The organism is [Acidovorax] ebreus TPSY (assembly GCF_000022305.1).
Taxonomy (GTDB): domain Bacteria; phylum Pseudomonadota; class Gammaproteobacteria; order Burkholderiales; family Burkholderiaceae_C; genus Diaphorobacter; species Diaphorobacter nitroreducens.
On sequence record NC_011992.1, the window covers coordinates 1,432,547 to 1,453,617 of the forward strand.

Annotated in this window: 17 protein-coding genes; 5 read left to right on the forward strand and 12 right to left on the reverse strand. The window is 68.0% G+C overall.

Annotated elements, in window-relative coordinates; genetic code table 11:
* Position 1: 1 nt before the first annotated feature.
* The 3 genes from DTPSY_RS06875 (at position 2) to DTPSY_RS06885 (ending at position 3,935) form a co-directional block, all read left to right on the forward strand.
* Positions 2-982 carry a 2-hydroxyacid dehydrogenase gene (locus DTPSY_RS06875; protein ID WP_011805690.1) on the forward strand — a complete coding sequence of 327 codons (981 nt, stop codon included), beginning with the start codon at positions 2-4 and terminating at the stop codon, positions 980-982.
* Positions 983-1,045: 63 nt separating this feature from the next.
* Positions 1,046-2,746, forward strand: coding sequence for a DNA recombination protein RmuC (locus DTPSY_RS06880; RefSeq protein WP_015912988.1), 1,701 nt, complete (start codon positions 1,046-1,048; stop codon positions 2,744-2,746).
* 1 nt (position 2,747) lies between these two features.
* Positions 2,748-3,935, forward strand: coding sequence for an MFS transporter (locus DTPSY_RS06885; RefSeq protein ID WP_015912989.1), 1,188 nt, complete (start codon positions 2,748-2,750; stop codon positions 3,933-3,935).
* Between the two features lie 54 nt (positions 3,936-3,989).
* Here DTPSY_RS06885 and DTPSY_RS06890 read toward each other — a convergent pair whose 3' ends face one another.
* The 5 genes from DTPSY_RS06890 to DTPSY_RS06910 form a co-directional block, all read right to left on the reverse strand.
* Positions 3,990-4,853 carry an LOG family protein gene (locus DTPSY_RS06890; protein ID WP_015912990.1) on the reverse strand — a complete coding sequence of 288 codons (864 nt, stop codon included), beginning with the start codon at positions 4,851-4,853 and terminating at the stop codon, positions 3,990-3,992.
* 131 nt (positions 4,854-4,984) lie between these two features.
* Positions 4,985-5,380 (reverse strand): fluoride efflux transporter CrcB, encoded by a 396-nt coding sequence (gene crcB / locus DTPSY_RS06895; RefSeq protein ID WP_015912991.1) that lies wholly within the window; start codon positions 5,378-5,380, stop codon positions 4,985-4,987.
* A 42-nt stretch (positions 5,381-5,422) separates the two neighbouring features.
* Positions 5,423-6,727: a TRAP transporter large permease gene (locus DTPSY_RS06900; RefSeq protein ID WP_015912992.1), complete on the reverse strand. Its 1,305-nt coding sequence runs from the start codon at positions 6,725-6,727 to the stop codon at positions 5,423-5,425.
* Between the two features lie 15 nt (positions 6,728-6,742).
* Positions 6,743-7,252, reverse strand: coding sequence for a TRAP transporter small permease (locus tag DTPSY_RS06905; RefSeq protein WP_015912993.1), 510 nt, complete (start codon positions 7,250-7,252; stop codon positions 6,743-6,745).
* Between the two features lie 39 nt (positions 7,253-7,291).
* The gene (locus DTPSY_RS06910) at positions 7,292-8,269 is read right to left on the reverse strand and encodes a TRAP transporter substrate-binding protein (RefSeq protein ID WP_015912994.1); all 978 of its coding nucleotides are present in this window, start codon (positions 8,267-8,269) and stop codon (positions 7,292-7,294) included.
* Positions 8,270-8,472: 203 nt separating this feature from the next.
* Between DTPSY_RS06910 and DTPSY_RS06915 the strand changes: the two genes are divergently transcribed.
* A complete protein-coding gene (locus tag DTPSY_RS06915; RefSeq protein WP_015912995.1) occupies positions 8,473-9,045 on the forward strand; it encodes a winged helix DNA-binding protein in 573 nt (190 codons plus the stop codon).
* 45 nt (positions 9,046-9,090) lie between these two features.
* On the opposite strand, the gene DTPSY_RS06920 is transcribed toward DTPSY_RS06915, so the two are convergent.
* A complete protein-coding gene (locus tag DTPSY_RS06920) occupies positions 9,091-10,914 on the reverse strand; it encodes a M14 family metallopeptidase (RefSeq protein ID WP_015912996.1) in 1,824 nt (607 codons plus the stop codon).
* A gap of 119 nt (positions 10,915-11,033) precedes the next feature.
* Here DTPSY_RS06920 and DTPSY_RS06925 point away from each other — a divergent pair, with 119 nt between their 5' ends.
* Positions 11,034-14,753 carry a hydantoinase B/oxoprolinase family protein gene (locus DTPSY_RS06925; protein WP_015912997.1) on the forward strand — a complete coding sequence of 1,240 codons (3,720 nt, stop codon included), beginning with the start codon at positions 11,034-11,036 and terminating at the stop codon, positions 14,751-14,753.
* A gap of 70 nt (positions 14,754-14,823) precedes the next feature.
* On the opposite strand, the gene DTPSY_RS06930 is transcribed toward DTPSY_RS06925, so the two are convergent.
* From DTPSY_RS06930 to DTPSY_RS06955, 6 genes are read right to left on the reverse strand one after another with little or no spacing between them, the layout of a single operon-like run.
* Positions 14,824-15,192, reverse strand: a complete 369-nt coding sequence (locus DTPSY_RS06930; RefSeq protein ID WP_011805679.1) for a monovalent cation/H(+) antiporter subunit G — start codon at positions 15,190-15,192, stop codon at positions 14,824-14,826.
* Positions 15,189-15,470 (reverse strand): K+/H+ antiporter subunit F, encoded by a 282-nt coding sequence (locus tag DTPSY_RS06935; RefSeq protein WP_011805678.1) that lies wholly within the window; start codon positions 15,468-15,470, stop codon positions 15,189-15,191. Before DTPSY_RS06935 ends, DTPSY_RS06930 begins: the two co-directional genes overlap by 4 nt.
* Entirely contained in the window at positions 15,467-15,958 is a 492-nt protein-coding gene (locus tag DTPSY_RS06940; RefSeq protein WP_015912998.1) for a Na+/H+ antiporter subunit E, read from the reverse strand. Before DTPSY_RS06940 ends, DTPSY_RS06935 begins: the two co-directional genes overlap by 4 nt.
* The gene (locus DTPSY_RS06945) at positions 15,955-17,691 is read right to left on the reverse strand and encodes a monovalent cation/H+ antiporter subunit D (protein ID WP_015912999.1); all 1,737 of its coding nucleotides are present in this window, start codon (positions 17,689-17,691) and stop codon (positions 15,955-15,957) included. The genes DTPSY_RS06940 and DTPSY_RS06945 overlap by 4 nt, the downstream gene beginning before the upstream one ends.
* Positions 17,688-18,053, reverse strand: coding sequence for a Na+/H+ antiporter subunit C (locus DTPSY_RS06950; protein WP_011805675.1), 366 nt, complete (start codon positions 18,051-18,053; stop codon positions 17,688-17,690). The genes DTPSY_RS06945 and DTPSY_RS06950 overlap by 4 nt, the downstream gene beginning before the upstream one ends.
* Positions 18,053-21,007 carry a monovalent cation/H+ antiporter subunit A gene (locus DTPSY_RS06955; RefSeq protein ID WP_015913000.1) on the reverse strand — a complete coding sequence of 985 codons (2,955 nt, stop codon included), beginning with the start codon at positions 21,005-21,007 and terminating at the stop codon, positions 18,053-18,055. The genes DTPSY_RS06950 and DTPSY_RS06955 overlap by 1 nt, the downstream gene beginning before the upstream one ends.
* Between the last annotated feature and the right edge of the window lie 64 nt (positions 21,008-21,071).

Sequence of the window (21,071 nt, forward strand, 5' to 3'; positions counted from 1 at the left end):
CATGTCCAAGCCCCACATCCTCGTCGCGCGCAAGATCTTTCCCGAGGTCATTGAGCGCCTGACGCAGCATTTCGAGGTGTATGCCAACCAGGACGACAACCTGTGGACGCAGGCCGAGCTCATCGAGCGGCTGCAGGGCAAGGACGGCGCGTTGCTCACCGGCACCCAGCCGGTGAACGCCGAGCTGCTGGCCGCCTGCCCGCAGCTGCGCATCGCGGCCAACATGACGGTGGGCTACAACAACTTCGACATCGCCGCGATGACCGCCGCCGGCGTGCAGGGCACCAACACGCCCGACGTGCTGACCGAGACCACGGCCGATTTCGGCTTTGCGCTGCTCATGGCCACGGCGCGGCGCATCACGGAGAGCGAGCATTACCTGCGCGCCGGCCAGTGGACGCGCTGGAGCTACGACATGTTCGCCGGCTGCGAGGTGCATGGCAGCACGCTGGGCATCCTGGGCATGGGCCGCATCGGGCAGGGCATTGCCAAGCGTGGGGCGCATGGCTTTGGCATGAACGTGATCTACCACAACCGCTCGCGCCTGTCGCCCGCGCTGGAGGCCGAATGCAAGGCGCGTTACGTGGGCAAGGACGAGCTGCTGGCCCAGGCCGACCACCTGGTGCTGGTGCTGCCCTACACGCCCGAGTCGCACCACGCCATCGGCGCGGCCGAGATCGCGCGCATGAAGCCCACGGCCACGCTGATCAACATCGCGCGCGGCGGCATCGTTGATGACGCGGCGCTGGCCCAGGCGCTCAAGGAGCGCCGCATCGCTGCCGCGGGGCTGGACGTGTTCGAAGGCGAGCCCGCGGTGCACCCCGCGTTGCTGGAGGTGCCCAACGTGGTGCTCACCCCGCACATCGCCAGCGCCACCGTGCCCACGCGGCTCGCCATGGCGCAACTGGCGGCGGACAACCTGGTGGCGTTCTTCGACGGGCGCGGTGCCCTCACTCCCGTGAACACGCCCGCCAAGGTGTGAATGAAATTGGCCTCTGGCGCTTGATGGACAAGCGCTAACAGCTATTGTTTTGATAGTTCAAGAATGACATTCGAAATGACCGCCGCACTGGCGTTGCTGGTGCTCACCGTGGCGTTGCTGGCGGTGCTGCTGTTGCGCCGCCCGCGCGTGGACCTGCCGCTCGAATGGCTGGCGCGCCTGCAGACACTGGAATCTGCGGTGCAGGCCACGCAGCTGGCCGTGGCCAAGAATGACGGAGCGCTGGATGCCATGGCCCAGCAACTGCGCGGGTTCACCCAGACCACGCAGGCCCTGCTGGACGAGCGGCTGGCGCTGGCCGCGCAGGAGTCGCGCACCAGCCGCGGCGAGCTGCAGGCGTCGTTTGCCGCGCTGCAGTCGCGTCTGGAGCAACACCTGGCGCAGGCGCGCGCCGATGCGGCCGTAGCCCGCAAGGAGCAGGCGGATGCGCTGGCCGCCTTTCGTGCCGAGCTGAGCCAGACAGCGCAGGCGCTGGCGGCCGACAGCCTGAAGTCGCGCGACGCCATGGCCGAGAGCACGCAGCTCTTCGGCCAGCGCATCCAGGAGCGCTTTGAGGCGCTGAGCGGCACCACGCGCGGCACGCTGGACTCGCTCAAGGGCGACATCCAGGGCCAGCTGGGCACCATGTCGGGCGCGCTGCGCGACCAGCTGGAGGGCACCACGCACCAGTTGCGCAGCCAGTTCTCCGCCCTGCAGGAGTCCATGGGGCAACAACTGTCCGGCCTGGTCGCCAGCAGCCAGAACAATGCCGAGGCGCTGCGGGGCGCGCTCAACGAGCGCCTGGCCGCCATCCAGGGCGACAACGCCGCCAAGCTGGAGGAGATGCGCCGCACCGTGGACGAAAAGCTGCACGCCACGCTGGAGCAGCGCCTGGGCGAGTCCTTCAAGCTGGTGAGCGACCGGCTGGAGCAGGTGCACAAGGGCCTGGGCGAGATGCAGACGCTGGCCGGCAGCGTCGGCGACCTGAAGCGCGTGATGACCAACGTGAAGACGCGCGGCACCTGGGGCGAAATGCAGCTGGGCGCGATCATCGACAACGTGCTCACGCCCGAGCAGTTCGCCCGCAACGTCAAGACCATGCCGGGCAGCGACGATCTGGTGGAATTTGCCATCCGCCTGCCGGGTAAGAGCGACGAGCAGCCCGTGTGGCTGCCCATCGACTCCAAGTACCCCGTGGAGCATTACCAGCGCCTGCTGGACGCGCAGGACACGGCGGACAAGGGGGCCATCGCAGCGGCGGGCAACGCCTTCGAATCCTCCATCCGCCTGGAGGCCAAGAAGATCTTCAGCAAATACGTGGCACCGCCGTACACCACCGACTTCGCGGTGCTCTACCTGCCCACCGAAGGGCTGTTTGCCGAAGTCATGCGCCGCCCCGGGCTGGTCGAGGCGGTGCAGAACGACTGCCGCGTGATGATCACCGGGCCTGCCAATCTGGCGGCCATGCTCAGCAGCTTGCAGATGGGCTTCAAGACGCTGGCCATCGAGAAGCGCTCGTCCGAGGTGTGGAGCGTGCTGGGCCAGGTGAAGACCGAGTTCGCCAAGTTCGGCGACGTGGTGGAGGCTACGCGCAAGTCCATCGACGCGGCGGCCAAAAAGTTCGAGCAGGTGGATGTGCGCACACGTGCCATCCAGCGCAAGCTGCGCGGCGTGCAGGAGCTGCCCGCGCCGGAGCCGGCGGCGGGGCAGGGCGATGCAGAGGGTGCACCCTTGCCGGACCTGCTGATCGAAGACGAAGGCGAGTGACTTGAACCTGGCGCTCGCGCGGCTGATCGCCGGCCAGATCTGCATCCACGCCAGCATGGCGGGCATGCGCATGGCCGCGCCGCTGCTGGCGCTGCGCGAGGGCTACAGCGCGGCGGCCGTGGGTGTGCTGCTGGCGCTGTTCGCGCTCACGCAGGTGTTCCTGGCGCTGCCCGCGGGGCGCTATGCCGACCGCCATGGGCTCAAGCGCCCGGTGCGCCACGCGGTCGTCGCGGCCGTCCTGGGTGCCGGCGCGGCGCTGGTGTGGCCGACGTTTGCGGTGCTGTGCGCTGCGGCACTGCTCACCGGTGGCGCCACGGGGGCTGCCACGATCGCCTTGCAACGCCACGTGGGCCGCGCCGCGCACGGCGGCACGCAGCTGCGCCAGGTCTTCAGCTGGCTGGCCATCGGGCCGGCGGTGTCCAACTTCGTGGGCCCGTTCTGCGCGGGGCTGCTGATCGATCACGCGGGTGCACAGGCGGGCGCGACCACGGGCTTTCGCGCGGCCTTCGCGCTCATGGCGGTATTGCCGTTGGCCACCTGGTTCTGGGTGCGCGGCACGCAGGAGATGCCGCCGGTGGTGGCCGCGGAGGACGGCACGCGCGCGCGGGCCTGGGACCTGCTGGCCGAGCCCGGCTTTCGGCGGCTGCTCATCGTGAACTGGCTGCTGTCGTCGTGCTGGGACGTGCACACCTTCGTGGTGCCGCTGCTGGGGCATGAGCGGGGGCTGTCGGCCTCGGTGATCGGCTCCATCCTCGGCGCGTTCGCGATTGCCGCCGCGGTGATCCGCGTGCTCATGCCGCTGGTGGCCGACCGGCTGCGCGAATCCACCGTGGTCACCGGCGCCATGGTGGCGACGGCACTGCTGTTCGCGGTCTATCCGCTGCTGCCGACGGCCGTGACGCTGGGAGCGTGCTCGGTGCTGCTGGGGTTCGCGCTGGGCTCGGTGCAGCCCATGATCATGAGCATGCTGCACCAACTCACGCCCGCGCACCGCCATGGCGAGGCGCTGGGTCTGCGGCTGATGGCGATCAACGGCTCCAGCGTGGTGATGCCGCTGCTGTTTGGCACCGCGAGCGCGCTGGTAGGGCTGAGTGGCCTGTTCTGGGCCGTGGGCGCCACTGTGGGGCTGGGTGCGCGCGTGGCCTGGCGGCTGCGCGGCGAGGCGCCAGCCCCTCCGCCGCATCCCTGACAGGCCTGGACTGTCAAGGCGGTCCGCACGGGGCGCCGCGCCGCTGGTGCGCGGTCAGAGTTCGTAGAACGTGCGGATGATGCTCCAGGCCTCGGCTGGGTCGTCGGTGTAGTGGAACAGCTGGAGGTCCTCGGGCGAGATCGTGCCTTGCTCCACGAGCGCCTCGAAGTTGATCAGCTTCTTCCAGAAGGCCACGCCGAACAGCACGATGGGCACGGGCTTGGCCTTGCCCGTCTGCACCAGCGTGAGCACCTCGAACAGTTCGTCCAGCGTGCCGAAGCCGCCAGGGAACAGCACCAGGGCCTTGGCGCGCATCATGAAGTGCATTTTGCGCAGCGCGAAATAGTGGAACTTGAACGACAGCGAGGGCGAGATGAAACGGTTGCCGCTTTGCTCGTGCGGCAACGAGATGTTGAGGCCCACGTTGAGCGCCCCTGCGTCGTGTGCGCCGCGGTTGGCCGCCTCCATGATGCCCGGCCCGCCGCCGGTGCAGATGTACAGACGCTCGGCGGGCGGGCGGCTCTCGCTGTACTCGGCCACCAGGCGCGCGAACTGGCGGGCCTGGTCGTAGTAATAGGCGTTCTTCACCGCACGCTCGGCGCGCGCAATGCGCTCGGTATCGCCGCTGGCGCGTGCATCGGCCAGTTGCTGCTCGGCCGCTTCGGGCGAGATGAAGCGTGCGCTGCCGTACACCACGACGGTGTGCTCGATGCCCTGCGCCGTCTGGCCCAGGTCGGGCTTCAGCAGTTCCAGTTGAAAACGGATGCCGCGCGTCTCGCGGCGCAGCATGAACTCGGGGTCGGCGAAGGCGAGGCGGTAGGCCTCGGCGTGCAGCGGATTGCCGGCAACGGCGTAGTTGTGCAGCTCGGCCCAGGCATGCGCCAGGCGGCTGTCTTGAAGGTCGGTATTGGCTTGCATGGATGATTTTTCAGTGGAGGCGGCTGTCTGTGGGGCAGTCGCCGGGGTGCGCAGTGTAGCGAGGGAATTTTAATGAATATGGCCTGTAGCGCTTATGCATCAAGCGCTAGTAGCTATTAAATTAATAGTGATCAAGCGCCTTGCCGCGCGCCCGCCCACAGCCAGGGCAGGCTGTGCAGCCCGGCCCAGGTCATGCACAGCGAGCCGGCCACATGCAGCGCACACAGGCCCAGGGCCTGCGCCAGGCGCTGCTGCTGCAGCAGCCCGACCACTTCGGCCGAGAAGGTGGAGAAGGTGGTCAGCGCCCCCAAGAAGCCCGTGATGAGCAGCGCGCGCCAGACCGGGTCCAACTGCGGCAGTGCCTGGAACAGCGCCAGGCACAGGCCGATGAGGTAGCCGCCGATGAGGTTGGCCGCGAGCGTGCCCCAGGGCAGCAGCGCGCCCTGCGTGTTGAGCCACAGGCCCAGCCGCCAGCGCGCGAGCGCGCCGGCGCAGGCACCGGCGCAGATGGCAAGAACGTGGAACATCGGCGCATTGTAGGGAGGCGCTGCCGAGCGGCGGCGGCCTCGTCAGCGCGCCGTCATTTGCTGCGGGAGCCAGGTCACGATGCCCGGAAACACATAGATCAGCGTGACGGCCGCGCACATCAGCAGGAACATGGGAGCGGCCACGCGGGCGATCCACGGTAGCTGCTTGCCCGTCATGCCCTGCAGCACGAACAGGTTGAAGCCCACGGGTGGGGTGATCTGCGCCATCTCCACCACCAGCACGACGAAGATGCCGAACCAGATGGGGTCGATGCCCGCTGCGCTCACTGTGGGCATCAGCACGCCCATGGTCAGCACCACCATGGAGATGCCGTCCAGGAAGCAGCCCAGCACGATGTAGAACACGGCCAGCGCCACCACCAGTTGCGCCTGGCTCAGCCCCAGCGAAGAGATCCATTCCGCCAGGTGCCGTGGCAGGCCGATGTAGCCCATGGCCAGCGTGAGGAAGGCCGCGCCCGCGAGGATCAGCGCGATCATGCAGTACAGCCGCGTGGCGCCCATGAGCGCGTCGCGAAAGCTCGCCCAGTTCAGCGACCCCTGCGCCGCGGACAGCACCAGCGAGCCCACCACGCCCACGGCCGCGGCTTCGGTGGCGGTGGCGATGCCCGTGTAGATGGAGCCCAGCACCGCGGCGATGAGCAGCACCACGGGAATCAGCGCGCGCGATTCGCGCAGCTTGTCCAGCAGGCCCATCTGCCGATCGGCCGCTGGGACCTGGTCGGGGTGGCGCAATGCCCAGAACATGATGTAGCCCGAGAACAGCGCGGCCAGCAGCACCCCGGGCAGCACGCCGGCAATGAACAGCTTGGAGATCGATACCTCGGCCGTCACACCGTAGACGATCATGATGATTGAGGGCGGGATCAGCAGGCCCAGCGTGCTGGCGCCGGCCAGCGTGCCGATAACCATCTTCTCGGGGTAGCCGCGGCGCGTGAGCTCGGGCAGCGTCATCTTGCCGATGGTGGCGCAGGTGGCGGCGCTGGACCCCGACACGGCGGCAAAGATGGTGCAGCCCACCACGTTGGTGTGCAGCAGCCGCCCGGGCAGGCCCTGCACCCACGGGGCCAGGCCCTTGAACATGTCTTGCGACAGCCGCGTGCGAAACAGGATCTCGCCCATCCAGATGAAGAGGGGCAGGGCGGTGAGCGTCCAGCTCGACGAGGAGCCCCAGATGGTCACCGCCATGGCGTCGCCCGCGGGGCGCGAGGAAAACAATTGCATGCCGATCCAGGCCACGCCCGAGAGCGTGAGCCCGATCCACACGCCGCTGCCCAGGATCAGGAACAGCGACAGGATCAACAGGCCGGTGATGGCAAGGTCACTCATGAAGGCGTCTTCCGGTCATTCGTTGCGCAGGGCTTCGCCCGGCGTGGCGCCCGCGCGCCGGCCCAGGAGCTGCAGCACCAGTTCGTCCACGAAGGCAATCGCCATCACCATCGCGCCTACGCCCATGGACAGCTGCGGCAGCCACAGCGGCGTGGCGTCGCTGCTGGTGGAGATGTCGTTGAACGCATGCGACTGCCAGGCCAGCCGCACGCTGTAGTACGCGAACAGCACGGCCAGCAGCGTGCCCAGGGCCAGCGCGAACAGCTCCAGCGCCTGGTGCGCGCGCCCCTTGAGGGCGCTCAGCACCAGCGTCACGCGGATGTGCTCGCCGCGCTTGAGGGTATGCGCCAGCGCCAGAAAGCCCGCAGCCGCCATGAGATAGCCCGCATAGGCGTCGATGCCCGGTACATGGAAGCTGAGCTGCCGGCTCACGATGGACAGCAGCACGGCGCACAGAAGCGCCACCATGCACAGCGCCGCCAGCGCGGCGGCGCCGTCATAGAGGAAGTTCAACAGGCGTCGCATCGTGGTCTGGCGCGTGGAGGCTCTCTGGGCGGGGAGGAGTTACTTGCGGTAGGCGTCGATCAGCGCCTTGCCGTCGGGCCCGGCCTTGTCCAGCCATTCCTTGAGCATGGTGTCGCCCACCTTGGCCATGTCGGCCTTCAGCTGGCTGCTGGGCGGCACTACCTGCATGCCCTCGGCCTTGAGCTTGGCCAATGTGTCCTCGTTCACGCGGCGGCTGGCGGCCCAGCCGCGGGTCTCCGCGTCGGCGGCGGCCTTGAGCACGGCTTCCTGCACGGGCTTGTCCAGCGCATCGAACGCCTTCTTGTTCATGATGAGCGCGTTCTTGGGCAGCCAGGCCTGGGTGTCGTAGTAATACTTGAGGTGCTCGTAGAGCTTGCTGTCCACGCCCGTCGCGCCCGAGGTCATGGTGGACTCCACCACGCCGGTGGCGAGCGCTTGCGAGAACTCGGCGGCCTGCACCGTCACCGGCTGCGCGCCCACCAGCTCGGCGATGCGCGCGGTGGCGGGGCTGTAGGCGCGCCACTTGATGCCCTTCAGGTCGGCGGCGTTGTTCACGGGCTTCTTGGTGTAGATGCCCTGTGGCGGCCAGGCCACGGCGTACAGCAGCACCATGCCTTGCTCGGCCAGCTTCTTCTCCAGGAACGGCTTTTGCGCCTTGTACAGCTTCATCGACGCGTCGTAGCTGTCGGCCAGGAAGGGCAGGCCGTCCACGCCGAAGATCTGCCATTCGTTCTGGAAGTTGGCGAGCAGGATCTCGCCGAGCTGCGCCTGCGCGCCCTGCACGGCGCGCTTGATCTCGGGCGCCTTGAACAGTGCGGCGTTGGCATGCAGCGTGATCTTGAGCTTGCCTCCTGACCCCTTGTCCACGTCGCTGATGAACTGCGCCAGGTTCTCCGTGTGGAAATTGGTGGCCGGGTAGGCGGCGGCCAGGTCCCACTTGGTCTGGGCATGCAGGGCGGGGGCGCACAGGCCGGTGAGGGCAGCCAGTGCAACGGCGGCAAGGTTTCGACGCTTCATCTCGGGGGTCTCCGCAAGGGTTGAGAAGAGAGGGGGCTCAGCGCGTTCACTGTAGCGGGGGCCGCAGGGAAACGGCCTAGGTGATTCACCTGAATGTCGATAAATTGCCGGCAAATCATCGGGCTGCTCCCTACAATCAATCGACATGCACATCCCATGCCAATGCCGTCTGTCGCTTTTGGCGCAGTCCTCGGAGTGAAACCATGACCGCAGCCGCCAGACCCAAGTCCCCGGCCCCCGCTGCCACTGCCAAGGTGGGCAAGGCCGCCAAGGCGCGCGGGCCCATCGTGTCGTCCGCGCATCTGGTGTCGGACCGCAGTGCGGAGATGAGCGAGTTCGAGTTCGGCCTCATCGTCGCGGGCAATGCGTTCCACCGCTGGGTGGTGCACTGCATGGCCGCGGCCGGTCTGCGCGACCTCACGCCGCTGGACGTGGTGGTGCTGCACCATGTGACGCACCGCGCACGCGACAAGCGGCTGGCCGACATCTGCTTCATCATGAACGTGGAAGACACGCACGTGGTGAACTACTCGCTCAAGAAGCTGCTGGCGCTGGGCGTGGTGGCCTCCAGCAAGAACGGCAAGGACGTGACCTACGCCGCCACCGAGGCGGGGCGCGCCCATGTGCAGCGCTACCGTGAGATCCGCGAGAGCTGCCTGATCGATGCGCTGAATGCCGACGACGGCCTGAACCGCGACATTGGCGAGCTGGCGCGCCTGCTGCGCGTGCTGTCCGGCATGTACGACCAGGCGGCCCGTGCCGCGGCGTCCATGTGAGACGTGCTATATATTTAATAGCTGTTAGCGCTTGTCGGTAAAGCGCTAGAGGCCTATTTGGCTTGAAGTGCCGACGGGCGATGGCAGATGCGTGGCAATGTCCTGCCAGGCCTGCACGGCGGCCAGGGCGGTGTGCATCTGCACCGTGTGCGCAAAGCGGAAGGCGTCGCCGTGCACCGTCTCGTCGGGGAACTCGGTGATCAGCGTCACCGGCGCATCGTGCGACGTCTGCGACTGCATGCAGGCGATGCCATCCAGCACCTCGAAGGGCAGCGGGCCTGCGTGGTGCTCGTAGAGGGCCCGCTGGCGTGCGTTGAAATCCGCCAACCCCGGCACCTGCCGCAGGCGCGCGCACACGGCCTCCAGCAGCGCACGCGCGGGCTGCTGCCACCCGGCGTGGTAGCGCAGGATGAGGAAGAACCCCTTGGGCAGCATCCACTGCTCGAATCCACGCGGCACATAGCCCGACAGCGGTCGCGTCCACTCATGCGCGGGGTAGCCATGCAGGTTCACATGCAGTTGCGCGCCCGACAGCGCCAGCGCGGACTGGCGGGCCTCGCGCTCGTAAAGCGGCGCGTGGTTGCGGTATTCCACATCGTCGCCCAGCGCGGTGTAGCGCGCGGCATGGTGCATGTGGCCCGGATGGCGGGCGCTCAGCGCGCGGTGCAGAGCGTAGCCGTCGGGGTTCTCTAGCGCGATCAGCGCGAAGTGCGCGCCGGGTTGCGCCTGCAGCACTTCGGCGGCGCGCAACGCGCCCACGATGCCCGATGTCTCGTTGGCATGCTGGCCCGCGCTGATGAACACCGGTGCCTGCGTGCCCGCGTGGTACTGCCCCCATACGGTGCGTCCCTGGCGTGACCGGGCACTGAAACGTTGCGCGGGCCAGGCGTGCAGGGTCTGGGTGATGCGATCAGGGGCAGGGGACTCGGCCAGCGTCGCCAAACTGTCCGGGGCGTGGGCCATTGGGTGGGCTGGCAGGTCGTCGGCGCACGCCGCGAAGGGCAGCAGGTCCACCTGTACGTGCGGAGCGCCGTCGCCCACGCGCACGTCGGGCACGATCTGCCCGGGCTGCAACCGGCGGTCGCCCACGGGGCGGCCGCTGTGCTGTTGGAAGAACTCCAGCAGCGTGAAGTACAGGTCCTCGTGCAGCGCCTCCAGGGTGCTTATGGTCTCGCCGGTGGCGCCCACGGGCTGCTCGTAGCCCGGCAGGTCCACGCGCAGCAGCAGGCGGTCGAAGTACGGCTCATGGTCCGGCCACGCGTGACTGCGCACCGCCTGCACCGCCGCGGCGAAGGCCTGCTCGTAGTCGGTGCATACGGCGGTGTCGATCAGGTCGGCAGCGCCTTCCTGTGTGCCCACGCGCAGCCAGCCGGTGGGCGAGAGCACCGTGGCGCCCGTCATGTCGGTGTGTACGCGGTTGGGTGCGTGCACGTGCTGCACGGTGCGGGTGCCGTCGCGCAGTTCCAGTTCCACGTGGTAGCCGCCACTGGCGTCGTCGTGGGGCTCCATGTGCAAGATGCCGCCCCCCAGCAGGGCTGCGAGCGGATAGGCCTCCAACCGAAAGCGCTGTGCAGGCCCGTGCGCCGCCAGCGGATAGCGCACGCGGGCCTGCACCACCTGGGTGCAATCCACGTGGTCCATGAAATGCTGTACCAGCGGCTTGTAGGCACTGTGAAAGCGGGCATGCACGCCTGCGGCCGCCAGCTGCTGCGCCGCAGCAAGGCGCGCGGCCTGGCTTTCGAACACCCAGCCTTCCAGGTGGCAGCCGCGCCAGCGCGGCTCGCCAAAGCGCTGTACCCAGGCGTGCAGCGTGCGCTCCAGTGGCAGGTCAAGCAGCCGGGAACCTGTGGCGGCGGGCGGTTGGGTCATATGCGTGGGCGGGGTGGTGAATATCCGGTATGGATCATGCAGGCTTGCAGATAAATTATCGGTAAATTGTGGGTTCTTTCTCCGCAATGTTTCACACGCGGCACACAAAGGAAACGGGTATGGCAAAGAAACTCTGGCAGTTCTGGGTGGATCGGGGGGGGACGTTCACCGATATCGTGGGCCGGCGCCCCGACGGCAGCCTGGTGACGCACAAGCTGCTCTCCGAGAACCCCGAGCAGTACCGCGATGCGGCGGTGGCGGGCATCCGCCACCTGCTGGGGCTGGCGCCGGGCGAGGCCGTGACGCCTGAATTGGTGGAGTGCGTGAAGATGGGCACCACCGTGGCCACCAACGCGCTGTTGGAACGCAAGGGGGAGCCCACGCTGCTGGTTACCACGCGTGGCTTCAAGGACGCGCTGCGCATCGCCTACCAGAACCGTCCGCGCATCTTCGATCGGCACATCGTGCTGCCGCAACTGCTGTACAGCCGCGTCATCGAGGCGCAGGAGCGCGTGGGCGCGCACGGCGAGGTGGTACAGCCGCTGGAGGAAGACCACCTGAAGGAACGCCTGTGGGCCGCTTATGACGCCGGCTTGCGCAGCGTGGCCATCGTGTTCATGCACGGCTACCGCTATCCCGCGCATGAGGAAGCAGCCGCCCGCCTGGCGCTGGCTGCCGGGTTCACGCAGGTCAGCACTTCGCACGGCACCAGCCCGCTGATGAAGTTCGTGAGCCGGGGCGACACCACCGTGGTGGACGCGTATCTGTCGCCCATCCTGCGGCGCTACGTGCAGCAGGTGGAGGCCGAGATGCCGGGCGTGCCGCTGTATTTCATGCAGTCCTCGGGCGGGCTCACGGATGCGCACCGCTTCCAGGGCAAGGACGCGATCCTCTCCGGGCCGGCCGGCGGCATCGTGGGCATGGCGCGCACGGCGCAGATTGCGGCGCAGGCCGAGGCAGCGCCAGGGGCCGGTGCGGCCGCCACGCAGCCGCCGGTGCGCGTGATCGGTTTCGACATGGGCGGCACGTCCACCGACGTGAGCCATTTTGCGGGTGAGTTCGAGCGCGAGTTCGAGACCCAGGTGGCGGGCGTGCGCATGCGTGCGCCCATGATGAGCATTCACACGGTGGCCGCGGGCGGCGGTTCCATCCTGGAGTTCGACGGCGCCCGTTTCCGCGTAGGTCCCCAAAGCGCCGGCGCCAACCCCGGTCCCGCCAGTTACCGCCGCGGCGGCCCGCTGGCCGTGACCGATGCCAACGTGATGGTGGGCAAGATCCAGCCCGCGTACTTCCCGCGTGTGTTCGGCCATGGCGCCGACGAGCCGCTGGACGCGGTCGTGGTGCGCGAGCGTTTTGCGGCGCTGGCGGGCCAGACCGCAGGAGCGGCAGATGGCGCAGCTGCGCTGACGCCCGAGGCTTGCGCGCATGGCTTCATCCAGATCGCGGTGCAGCAGATGGCCAACGCCATCAAGAAGATCTCCGTGGCGCGCGGCTACGACGTCACGCACTACACGCTGCAGTGCTTTGGCGGCGCGGGCGGCCAGCACGCCTGCCTGGTGGCCGATGCATTGGGCATGCAGCAGGTGCTGGTGCATCCGCTGGCGGGCGTGCTGTCGGCCTACGGCATGGGGCTGGCCGACCAGAACGTGATGCGTGAGAAGGCGGTGGAGGCACGCCTCACACCCGAGGCGCTGCCCGGCATCACGGCCACGCTGGATGCACTGGCCGAGGCCGCCGAGGCCGAGATGGCGCAAGAGCGCCTCTCAGGCGGCGACATCGTGGTGCGTCGGCGAGTGCATGTGCGTTACGAGGGCACCGATTCGGCGCTGGCCGTGCCCTTTGGCGACCTCCAGGCCATCACGCGGGGCTTCGAGGCCGCGTACCGCCAGCGTTTTGCCTTCCTCATGCAGGGCAAGGCACTGATGGTGGAGGCGGTGTCGGTGGAAGCCGTGGTGGCGGGCGATGCGCCGGTCGAGCATGCGCAGGATCTGCAGCCCGAGCGCGAAGTGCCGCGGCGCGACACCGTGCGCATGTTCACGGTGGGCACGGACGGCACACCGGCCTGGCACGACGCCGCGCTGGTGGTGCGCGAAGACATGCGCCCCGGCGACCTGCTGCAGGGCCCGGCCATCATTGCCGAGAAGAACGCTACCACAGTGGTAGAGCCAGGCTGGCAGGCACGGCTCACGTCCCTGGACCATCTGGTGTTGCACCGCCACCTGCCGCGCGCCCAGCGCCATGCCGCGGGCACGCAGGTGGACCCGGTGCTGCTGGAGGTGTTCAACAACCTGTTCATGAACATTGCCGAGCAGATGGGGCTGCAGCTGCAGAACACCGCGTACTCGGTGAACATCAAGGAGCGGCTGGACTTCAGCTGCGCGCTGTTCGACGCCGAGGGCCAGCTGATTGCCAACGCGCCGCACATGCCGGTGCACCTGGGATCCATGGGCGAGAGCATCCGCACCGTGATCGCGCGCAACCGCGGCCACATGCGGCGCGGCGACGTGTTTGTGCTGAACGACCCCTACCACGGCGGCACGCACCTGCCGGACATCACCGTGATCACGCCGGTCTACATCGGCGACGACCACGGTGAGGCGGCCGAGCCCACCTTCTACGTGGGCAGCCGCGGCCACCATGCGGACGTGGGGGGCACCACGCCGGGATCGATGCCGCCGTTTTCCACGCGCATCGAGGAAGAGGGCGTGCAGATCGACAACGTGAAGCTGGTGGATGCCGGCGTGCTGCGCGAGGCCGAGATGATTGCGCTGCTGGAGAGTGGCGAGTACCCCAGCCGCAACCCGCAGCAGAACCTGGCCGACCTGAAGGCGCAGATCGCCGCCAACGAGAAGGGCGTGCAGGAGCTGCGCCGCATGGTGGAGCACTTCGGCCTGAGCGTGGTGCAGGCCTATATGCAGCATGTGCAGGACAACGCCGAGGAGTCCGTGCGCCGCGCCATCACGCGATTGGCCGCGCGCGTGCAGGACGGGCATTTCACCCTGCCGCTGGACAACGGCGCGCAGATCACCGTGGCCGTGCGCATCGACGCGGCCACGCGCAGTGCGGTGATCGACTTCACCGGCACCAGCGCGCAGCAGTCCAATAACTTCAATGCGCCCACGGCGGTGTGCATGGCCGCGGTGCTCTACGTCTTCCGCTCGCTGGTGGAGGACGACATTCCGCTCAACGCCGGGTGTCTCAAGCCCCTGCAGGTCATCATTCCGCCGGGCTCCATGCTCAACCCCAACCCGCCGGCATCGGTGGTGGCGGGCAACGTGGAGACCTCCAGCTGCATCACCAACGCGCTGCTGGGCGCCTTGGGCGTGTCGGCGGCCAGCCAGTGCACGATGAACAACTTCACCTTCGGCAACGCCCGCTACCAGTATTACGAGACCATCTCGGGCGGCAGCGGGGCGGGCGGCCAGTTCGACGACGCGGGCGCGCTGGTGGGGGGCTTTGATGGCACGAGCGTAGTGCAGACGCACATGACCAATTCACGCCTGACCGATCCGGAGGTGCTGGAGTTCCGCTTCCCCGTGCGGCTGGAGAGTTACGCCATCCGCGCCGGTTCGGGCGGCGGCGGCCGCTGGAAGGGCGGCGACGGCGGCGTGCGCCGCATCCGCTTCCTGGAGCCCATGACCGCGAGCATTCTGTCCAACGGCCGGGTGCACGGCGCCTTCGGCATGGCGGGCGGGCAGCCGGGCATGCCCGGCGTCAACCGCGTCGTGCGTGCGGACGGCCGGGCAGAGCCGCTGCAGCACATCGGGCAGGCGCAAATGGAAGCGGGGGATGTGTTCGAGATCCACACGCCGGGCGGTGGTGGCTTTGGTGGCCGCTGAGTGGTTTTGAGTGAAATAAGGCTCTAGCGCTTGCTGGTCAAGCGCTGTTAGCTATATTTTCAGTAGCAAATCACGAATCGAGCGTGCTGCTGTCCGCCACGCGGCTGAGGCTGGGCGGCACCTTCTCGCCCGCGCGGCGCGCGCGAAACAGCGCGGCGCGCATCAGGAAGATGTTGGTCACGGGCACGGTGATGGCGATGAACAGGGCAATCAGCAGCGCATGCAGCGCCAGGCCGTTGCCCGTCACGGAGAAGTACACCAGCGTGGCATGCATGATGCACCAGCAGCCCATGGTGGCGATGATGGAGGGTGCGTGCACGCGCTCGAAGTAGGTGGCCAGGCGCAGCAGCCCCAGTGACCCCATGAACGCGATGGCCGCGCCGCACAGCACCAGCGCGGACAGCACGATGTCCAGCCACAGCGGCAGTGCGTCGCTCATTCGATCACCTCCCCGCGCAGCAGGAACTTGGCCATGGCCGTGGAGCTGACGAAGCCCAGCAGTGCGATCAACATCGCGGCCTCGAAGTAGTTGGTGCTGCCGTAGTAGATGCCCAGTACCAGCATGAGCAGCATGCCGTTGAGGTACATGCAGTCCAGCGCCAGCACGCGGTCCTGCGCGGCGGGGCCCTTGAGCAGGCGCACCAGGCACAGCACCATGGCCGCGGCCAGCAGGAACATGGCGATGGGCAGCGCCCAGGACAGTACGGAACCGGTCATTCGAAAATCTCCATCAGCGGGCGCTCGTAGCTCGCCTTGACGTGGTCGATGATGGCCTGCGCATCGTCCACCTCCAGCACATGCAGCATCAGCAGACTGCGGTCCAGCGACAGCTCGGCCCAGGAGGTGCCAGGGGTGATGCACACGATCATGGCCAGTACGGCGAGGGCGTTGGGGTCGCGCAGCTCCAGCGGAATCTTGACGAAGTCCGGCGGGTGGCGGCGCTGCGACGGCAGCAGCAGAAAGCGCAGCACGGCAAGGTTGGACCGCGTGGTGTCCACCATCACCGTGAAGCACAGCCGGATGATCGTGCCGAGGTGGCGCACGCGCACCTTCTGCGGGCGCAATTCGCTGAACAGCACCGGCAGGCCCCATGCGAGTACCAGTGCCAGCAGGACGTGGCCGATGCTGGTGGTGTGGTTGAGCAGCAGCCACATCACGAACAAACCCAGGGAGACCAGCGGGGCGGGCAGCAGCTTCTTCATCATGGCGCGGCCTTCGTGGTGGCAGAGCTTTCCGCGCGCTCAGGCGTCGGCGTCGTGGTGGGGCCGGGAATGGGCGCGGCCGTCATCACGGCGCGTACATACGTGCCCGGCGCATGCAGCCCGTTGGCCGTTGCCTCGGTGAAACGCATCACGCCGTTGGCCTGCAGGGTGAGCGCCACGCAGGCCCCCAGCAGTATGGCGATGGGCAGCCCCTCCATCACGCGCAACTGGGGCGTGGGGCGGTCGTGCGCGGCCCAGAAGTGGCGTATGCCCGAGCGCGTGAGCGCCAGCAGCGCCAGCAGACCCGTGGCGATCATCAGCGCGATCAACGTCCAGCCCGGCAGGCCGGGCTGTGTGCCGGCCGAAGAGCCGAGCCCCAGCGGGTTTACCAGCGCCGTCAGCATCGCGAACTTGCCGATGAAGCCGGACAGCGGCGGTAGGCCCGCAATCACCAGCGTGCAGGCCATGTAGGCCAGACCCAGAAACGCGGCCGCGGCGGGGATGACGCGGCCGACCAGCACTTCCTCGTCCTCGTCCAGGTTCAAGCCGGTGGTGGGCATAAGCTCGGGGGTGAGGAAGGGGGCCACGTCGTCCAGTTCGTAAGGCGCCAGCGACGCGCCATCGTTGCGCCAGCGGTCGATCAGGTCGGCCAGCAGGAACAGCGCGCTCACGGCCAGCGTGGAGCTGGGCAGGTAGTACAGCAGCCCGGCAGTGAGCGCGTTTTGCCCGAAGCCTGCCGCCGCCAGCAGCGTGCCCGACGACAGCACGGCCGCATGGCCGGCCAGGTGGGTGAGGCGCTGCGAGGCCATCATGCCGATGGCGCCGAAGGCCATGGTGACCATGCCACCGCCGATCAGCCACAGGCTGCCGAACAGGGAGGAGGGACCGGCCTCGCTGCTGAACATCAGCGTCCACAGGCGCAGCAGCGTGTAGATGCCCACCTTGGTCATCAGGGCGAACAGCGCACCCACGGGCGCCGTGGCCGCGCTGTAGGCCGGCACCAGCCAGAAGTTCAGGGGCCACACAGCCGCCTTGATGAGAAACGCCGTGGCCAGGATGGCAGCCGCCGAGTGCAACAACCCCCGGTCGGCGGCCGACACCTGCGGGATGGCTTGCGCCAGGTCGGCCATGTTGAGCGTGCCCGTGATGCCGTACAGCATGGACGCGCCGATCAGGAACAGCGAGGACGCCGCCAGGTTGATGGCGATGTAGTGCAGGCCGGCCTGCACGCGCGTGCGGCCGGCGCCGTGCAGCAGCAGGCCGTACGAGGCTGCCAGCAGGATCTCGAAGAAGACGAACAGGTTGAACAGGTCGCCCGTGAGGAAGGCGCCCCCCAGCCCCATGAGCTGCAACTGGAACAGCGTGTGATAGTGCACGCCTGCGCGGTGCCAGCGCGCACCGGCGAACACGATGGAGCACAGCGCCACGAAGCCCGTCAGCAGCAGCATCATGGCCGAGAGCCGGTCCAGCACCAGCACGATGCCGAACGGCGCCGGCCAGTTGCCCGGCAGGTACACACCCATGGTCGCGGGCGCTCCGGATTCGTGCGACCACAGCAGCAGCGCCACGGCCACCAGCAGCCCGAGCAGGGTGGACAGGATGTTCAGGCCCAGCTTCAGGCGCTGCTGCTCTTCCTTCATGGTGAGCAGCAAAGCGGCCGTGAGCATCGGCAGCCCGATGGGCGCCAGCATCAGGTGCGGCATGAGCAGGGAGGTCAGCTCCGCGATGCGGCTCATGGCATCTCCTGCGTTTCACGCGAGTGCGAGCCGTCCACGTGGTCGGTGCCCGACATGCCCCGCGAAGCCAGCAGCACGACGAGGAACAGTGCGGTCATGGCAAAGCCGATCACGATGGCGGTGAGCACCAGCGCCTGGGGCATGGGGTCCGCGTAATGCTGCAGGTCTTGCGGCACGCCGGGCACGAGCACGGGCTCCTTGTCCACGGCCAGGCCCAGGCGACCCATGCTGAAGATGAACAGATTCACGGCATACGACAGCAGCGACAGGCCCATGATGACCTGGAAGGTGCGGGGGCGCAGCAGCAGCCAGACGCCCGAGCCCGTGAGCACGCCGATGGACAGAGCCAGCACGATTTCCATCAGACGGCTCCTTGTGTGGCGGGGACGGCTGCTTGCTCGCTGGCCGCTTGTTGTTCTTCTTCCATGAGACGGGCGTGGTAACGGTGGCTGCGCACCGACTGGTGGGCGATGGCAGTGAGGATGAGCAGCGTGGAGCCGACGACGAGCGCGAACACGCCCATGTCGAAGAACATGGCGCTGGCCACGTGGAGGTCCCCGATCAGCGGCAGGTGCAGGTGCGCGGTGTGGCTGGTAAGGAACGGATAGCCCAGCGCCACGGCGCCCAGTCCGGTGCCCAGCGCCAGCAGCAGGCCGGAGGCGATCCAGCGCCGCGGATACAGGGGCAGGTGTGCCTCGACCCACGATGTGCCCGAAATGATGTACTGCAGCACCAGCCCCACCGAGAACACCAGCCCCGCCACGAAGCCGCCGCCCGGCTGGTTGTGCCCGCGCATGAAGAGGTAGAAGGCCACCAGGGCCGAGAACGGCAGCAGCAGCCGCACCAGCACCGCGGGCACCATCAGGTAACCGACGGCCGTGTCGGTGGCGTTGCGCGGGTTCAGCAGGTCGGTCTGTAGATCGGCCGGCAGGTAGCGCTGCTGCTCGGGCAGGTCCATGGTCTCCACCGCGGGGCGAAAGCGCCGCAACAGCGCATACACCGTGAGCGCCACGATGCCCAGCACCACGATCTCGCCGAACGTGTCGAACCCGCGGAAGTCCACCAGCATGACGTTGACCACGTTGGTGCCGCCGCCTTCGGTGAGGGCGCGCTCCAGGAAGAACGTGGAGGTGCTCTGCGCGAAGGGCCGGCTCATCATGGCAAATGCCAGCCACGCCATGCCGCCGCCCGCGGCGACGGCCAGCAACAGGTCGCGCACGCGCCGCGTGCGCGCCAGCGCGGCGCTGGCGGGCGAGGCGGGCAGGCTTTCGTCGCGCTTGGGCAGCCAGCGCAGGCCCAGCAGGATCAGGATGGTGGTGACCAGTTCCACGGCCAGCTGGGTGAGTGCGAGGTCCGGCGCGGAGAACCACAGGAAGGTGATGCAGACGCACAGCCCTGCACCGCCCATGAGTGTCAGCGCGGCCAGGCGGTGGTACTTGGCCTGCCAGGCCGAGGCCACGGCGCAGACCATGCCCAACGCCCAGATCAGCACGAAAGCGGGCGACAGCGGCAGCGTGCCCCGATCTCCCAACTGCAAGCCGCGTGTGTACAGCGGCATGGCGGCGCCCACGAGCGTGACGAGCACCAGCCACAGCATCTGCCACTGCAGGCGGCGCGTGGACAGCAGGCGCCGCCCGCTGTGCCCCCAGCGCGTGATCTGCACCAGCACTGCCTCGAACACGCCGCGTCCGCTGACGCGGTGCATCAGTGGGGCGGCGTTGATGCGGCCTTGCTTGCGCTCCCAGCGCAACACCATGTACAGGGCGGTGCCGCCGACCAGCGCCACCAGGCTCATCATGAAGGGCGTGTTGAAGCCGTGCCAGACCGCCAGGCTGAAGGCCGGCAGTTCGCCCCCCACCACCGGCAGCGCCGCGGCATTCAGGTACTGGCCGATCGACCACGCGGGCAGCACGCCCACCACCAGGCAGGCGCAGACCAGCAACTCCACCGGCACGCGCATCCAGTGCGGCGGCTCATGGGGCTCATGCGGCAGATCGGTGGCGGGGGGGCCCCAGAACACATCGACGATGAAGCGCAGCGAATAGGCCACGCTGAACATGCCCGCGACGGTGGCCGCGATCGGCAGTATCTGGGCCACGGCCGGCGCAGCGTCGAAGAACACCGTCTCCGCGAAGAACATCTCCTTGGACAGGAAGCCGTTGAGCAGCGGCACGCCCGCCATGGCGGCGCTGGCGACCGTGGCCAGCGTGGCGGTGACGGGCATCATGCGCCGCAGGCCCGAGAGGCGCCGTATGTCCCGCGTGCCGCTTTCGTGGTCGATGATGCCCGCGGCCATGAACAGCGACGCCTTGAACGTGGCGTGGTTCATGATGTGGAACACGGCGGCCACGGCGGCCAGCGGGCTGTTGAGGCCCAGCAGCAGCGTGATCAGACCCAGATGCGAGATGGTGGAATACGCCAGCAGGCCCTTGAGGTCGTTCTGAAACATGGCCGCGTAGCCGCCGATGAGCAGCGTGGCCAGGCCCGCGCCGCCCACCAGCCAGAACCACGGCTCGGTGCCGCCCATGACGGGCCACAGCCGTGCCAGCAGGAAGACGCCCGCCTTCACCATGGTGGCCGAGTGCAGGTACGACGACACGGGCGTGGGCGCAGCCATGGCGTTGGGCAGCCAGAAGTGGAACGGAAACTGCGCACTCTTGGTGAACGCCCCCAGCAGCACCAGTACCAGCGCCGTGAGGTACATGGGGTGGTCGCGCACCAGCTCGGCTGCGCCCAGCACGCGGTCCAGGTCATAGCTGCCCACGATGTGGCCCAGCACCAGCATGCCGGCCAGCAGGCACAGTCCGCCCGCGCCCGTCACGGTGAGGGCCATGCGCGCACCCCGGCGGGCGTCTTCACGGTGGTGCCAGTAGCCGATGAGCAGGAACGAGAACAGGCTGGTGAGTTCCCAGAAGAACACCAGCTGGATGATGTTGCCCGACAGCACCACGCCGGCCATGGCGCCCATGAAAGCCAGAAAGAACGAGAAAAAGCGCGGCACCGGGTCCGCCGGCGACATGTAGTAGCGCGCATACAGCACCACCAGCGTGCCGATGCCGAACACCAGCATGCTGAACATCCAGGCGAACCCGTCCATGCGGATGACCAGGTTCAGGCCCAGGGCAGGCAACCAGGTGATCTCCTCGCGCAACACGCCCGCTTCGGCGATCTGGGGGAAGTACAGCGCCGTTTGCACCGTGCAAAACAGCGCGACCAGGCCCGCGAGCGTGGACTCGGTATTGCGCGCATTCGCGGGCAGCACGGCCGCCAGCAAGCTGCCCACAAAGGGAAGAAGAATGAGGAGGGTCAGAGGCATCAGCGTCTGATTCTAGGGCGTCGCCCCTTCCCGCGTGCTATGAAAACCCGAGCAAGTGGCGGCG

Bases quoted from the DNA above. Each gene is read 5' to 3' on its own strand.
- DTPSY_RS06955 (WP_015913000.1), bottom strand. From the start codon at position 21,007: ATGCCTCTGACCCTCCTCATTCTTCTTCCCTTTGTGGGCAGCTTGCTG.
- DTPSY_RS06920 (WP_015912996.1), bottom strand. From the start codon at position 10,914: ATGACCCAACCGCCCGCCGCCACAGGTTCCCGGCTGCTTGACCTGCCA.
- DTPSY_RS06945 (WP_015912999.1), bottom strand. From the start codon at position 17,691: ATGAGCCGCATCGCGGAGCTGACCTCCCTGCTCATGCCGCACCTGATG.
- DTPSY_RS06925 (WP_015912997.1), top strand. From the start codon at position 11,034: ATGGCAAAGAAACTCTGGCAGTTCTGGGTGGATCGGGGGGGGACGTTC.
- DTPSY_RS06935 (WP_011805678.1), bottom strand. From the start codon at position 15,470: ATGACCGGTTCCGTACTGTCCTGGGCGCTGCCCATCGCCATGTTCCTG.
- DTPSY_RS06940 (WP_015912998.1), bottom strand. From the start codon at position 15,958: ATGATGAAGAAGCTGCTGCCCGCCCCGCTGGTCTCCCTGGGTTTGTTC.
- DTPSY_RS06880 (WP_015912988.1), top strand. From the start codon at position 1,046: ATGACATTCGAAATGACCGCCGCACTGGCGTTGCTGGTGCTCACCGTG.
- DTPSY_RS06950 (WP_011805675.1), bottom strand. From the start codon at position 18,053: ATGGAAATCGTGCTGGCTCTGTCCATCGGCGTGCTCACGGGCTCGGGC.
- DTPSY_RS06930 (WP_011805679.1), bottom strand. From the start codon at position 15,192: ATGAGCGACGCACTGCCGCTGTGGCTGGACATCGTGCTGTCCGCGCTG.
- DTPSY_RS06890 (WP_015912990.1), bottom strand. From the start codon at position 4,853: ATGCAAGCCAATACCGACCTTCAAGACAGCCGCCTGGCGCATGCCTGG.
- DTPSY_RS06905 (WP_015912993.1), bottom strand. From the start codon at position 7,252: ATGCGACGCCTGTTGAACTTCCTCTATGACGGCGCCGCCGCGCTGGCG.
- DTPSY_RS06915 (WP_015912995.1), top strand. From the start codon at position 8,473: ATGACCGCAGCCGCCAGACCCAAGTCCCCGGCCCCCGCTGCCACTGCC.
- DTPSY_RS06900 (WP_015912992.1), bottom strand. From the start codon at position 6,727: ATGAGTGACCTTGCCATCACCGGCCTGTTGATCCTGTCGCTGTTCCTG.
- DTPSY_RS06875 (WP_011805690.1), top strand. From the start codon at position 2: ATGTCCAAGCCCCACATCCTCGTCGCGCGCAAGATCTTTCCCGAGGTC.
- DTPSY_RS06910 (WP_015912994.1), bottom strand. From the start codon at position 8,269: ATGAAGCGTCGAAACCTTGCCGCCGTTGCACTGGCTGCCCTCACCGGC.
- crcB (WP_015912991.1), bottom strand. From the start codon at position 5,380: ATGTTCCACGTTCTTGCCATCTGCGCCGGTGCCTGCGCCGGCGCGCTC.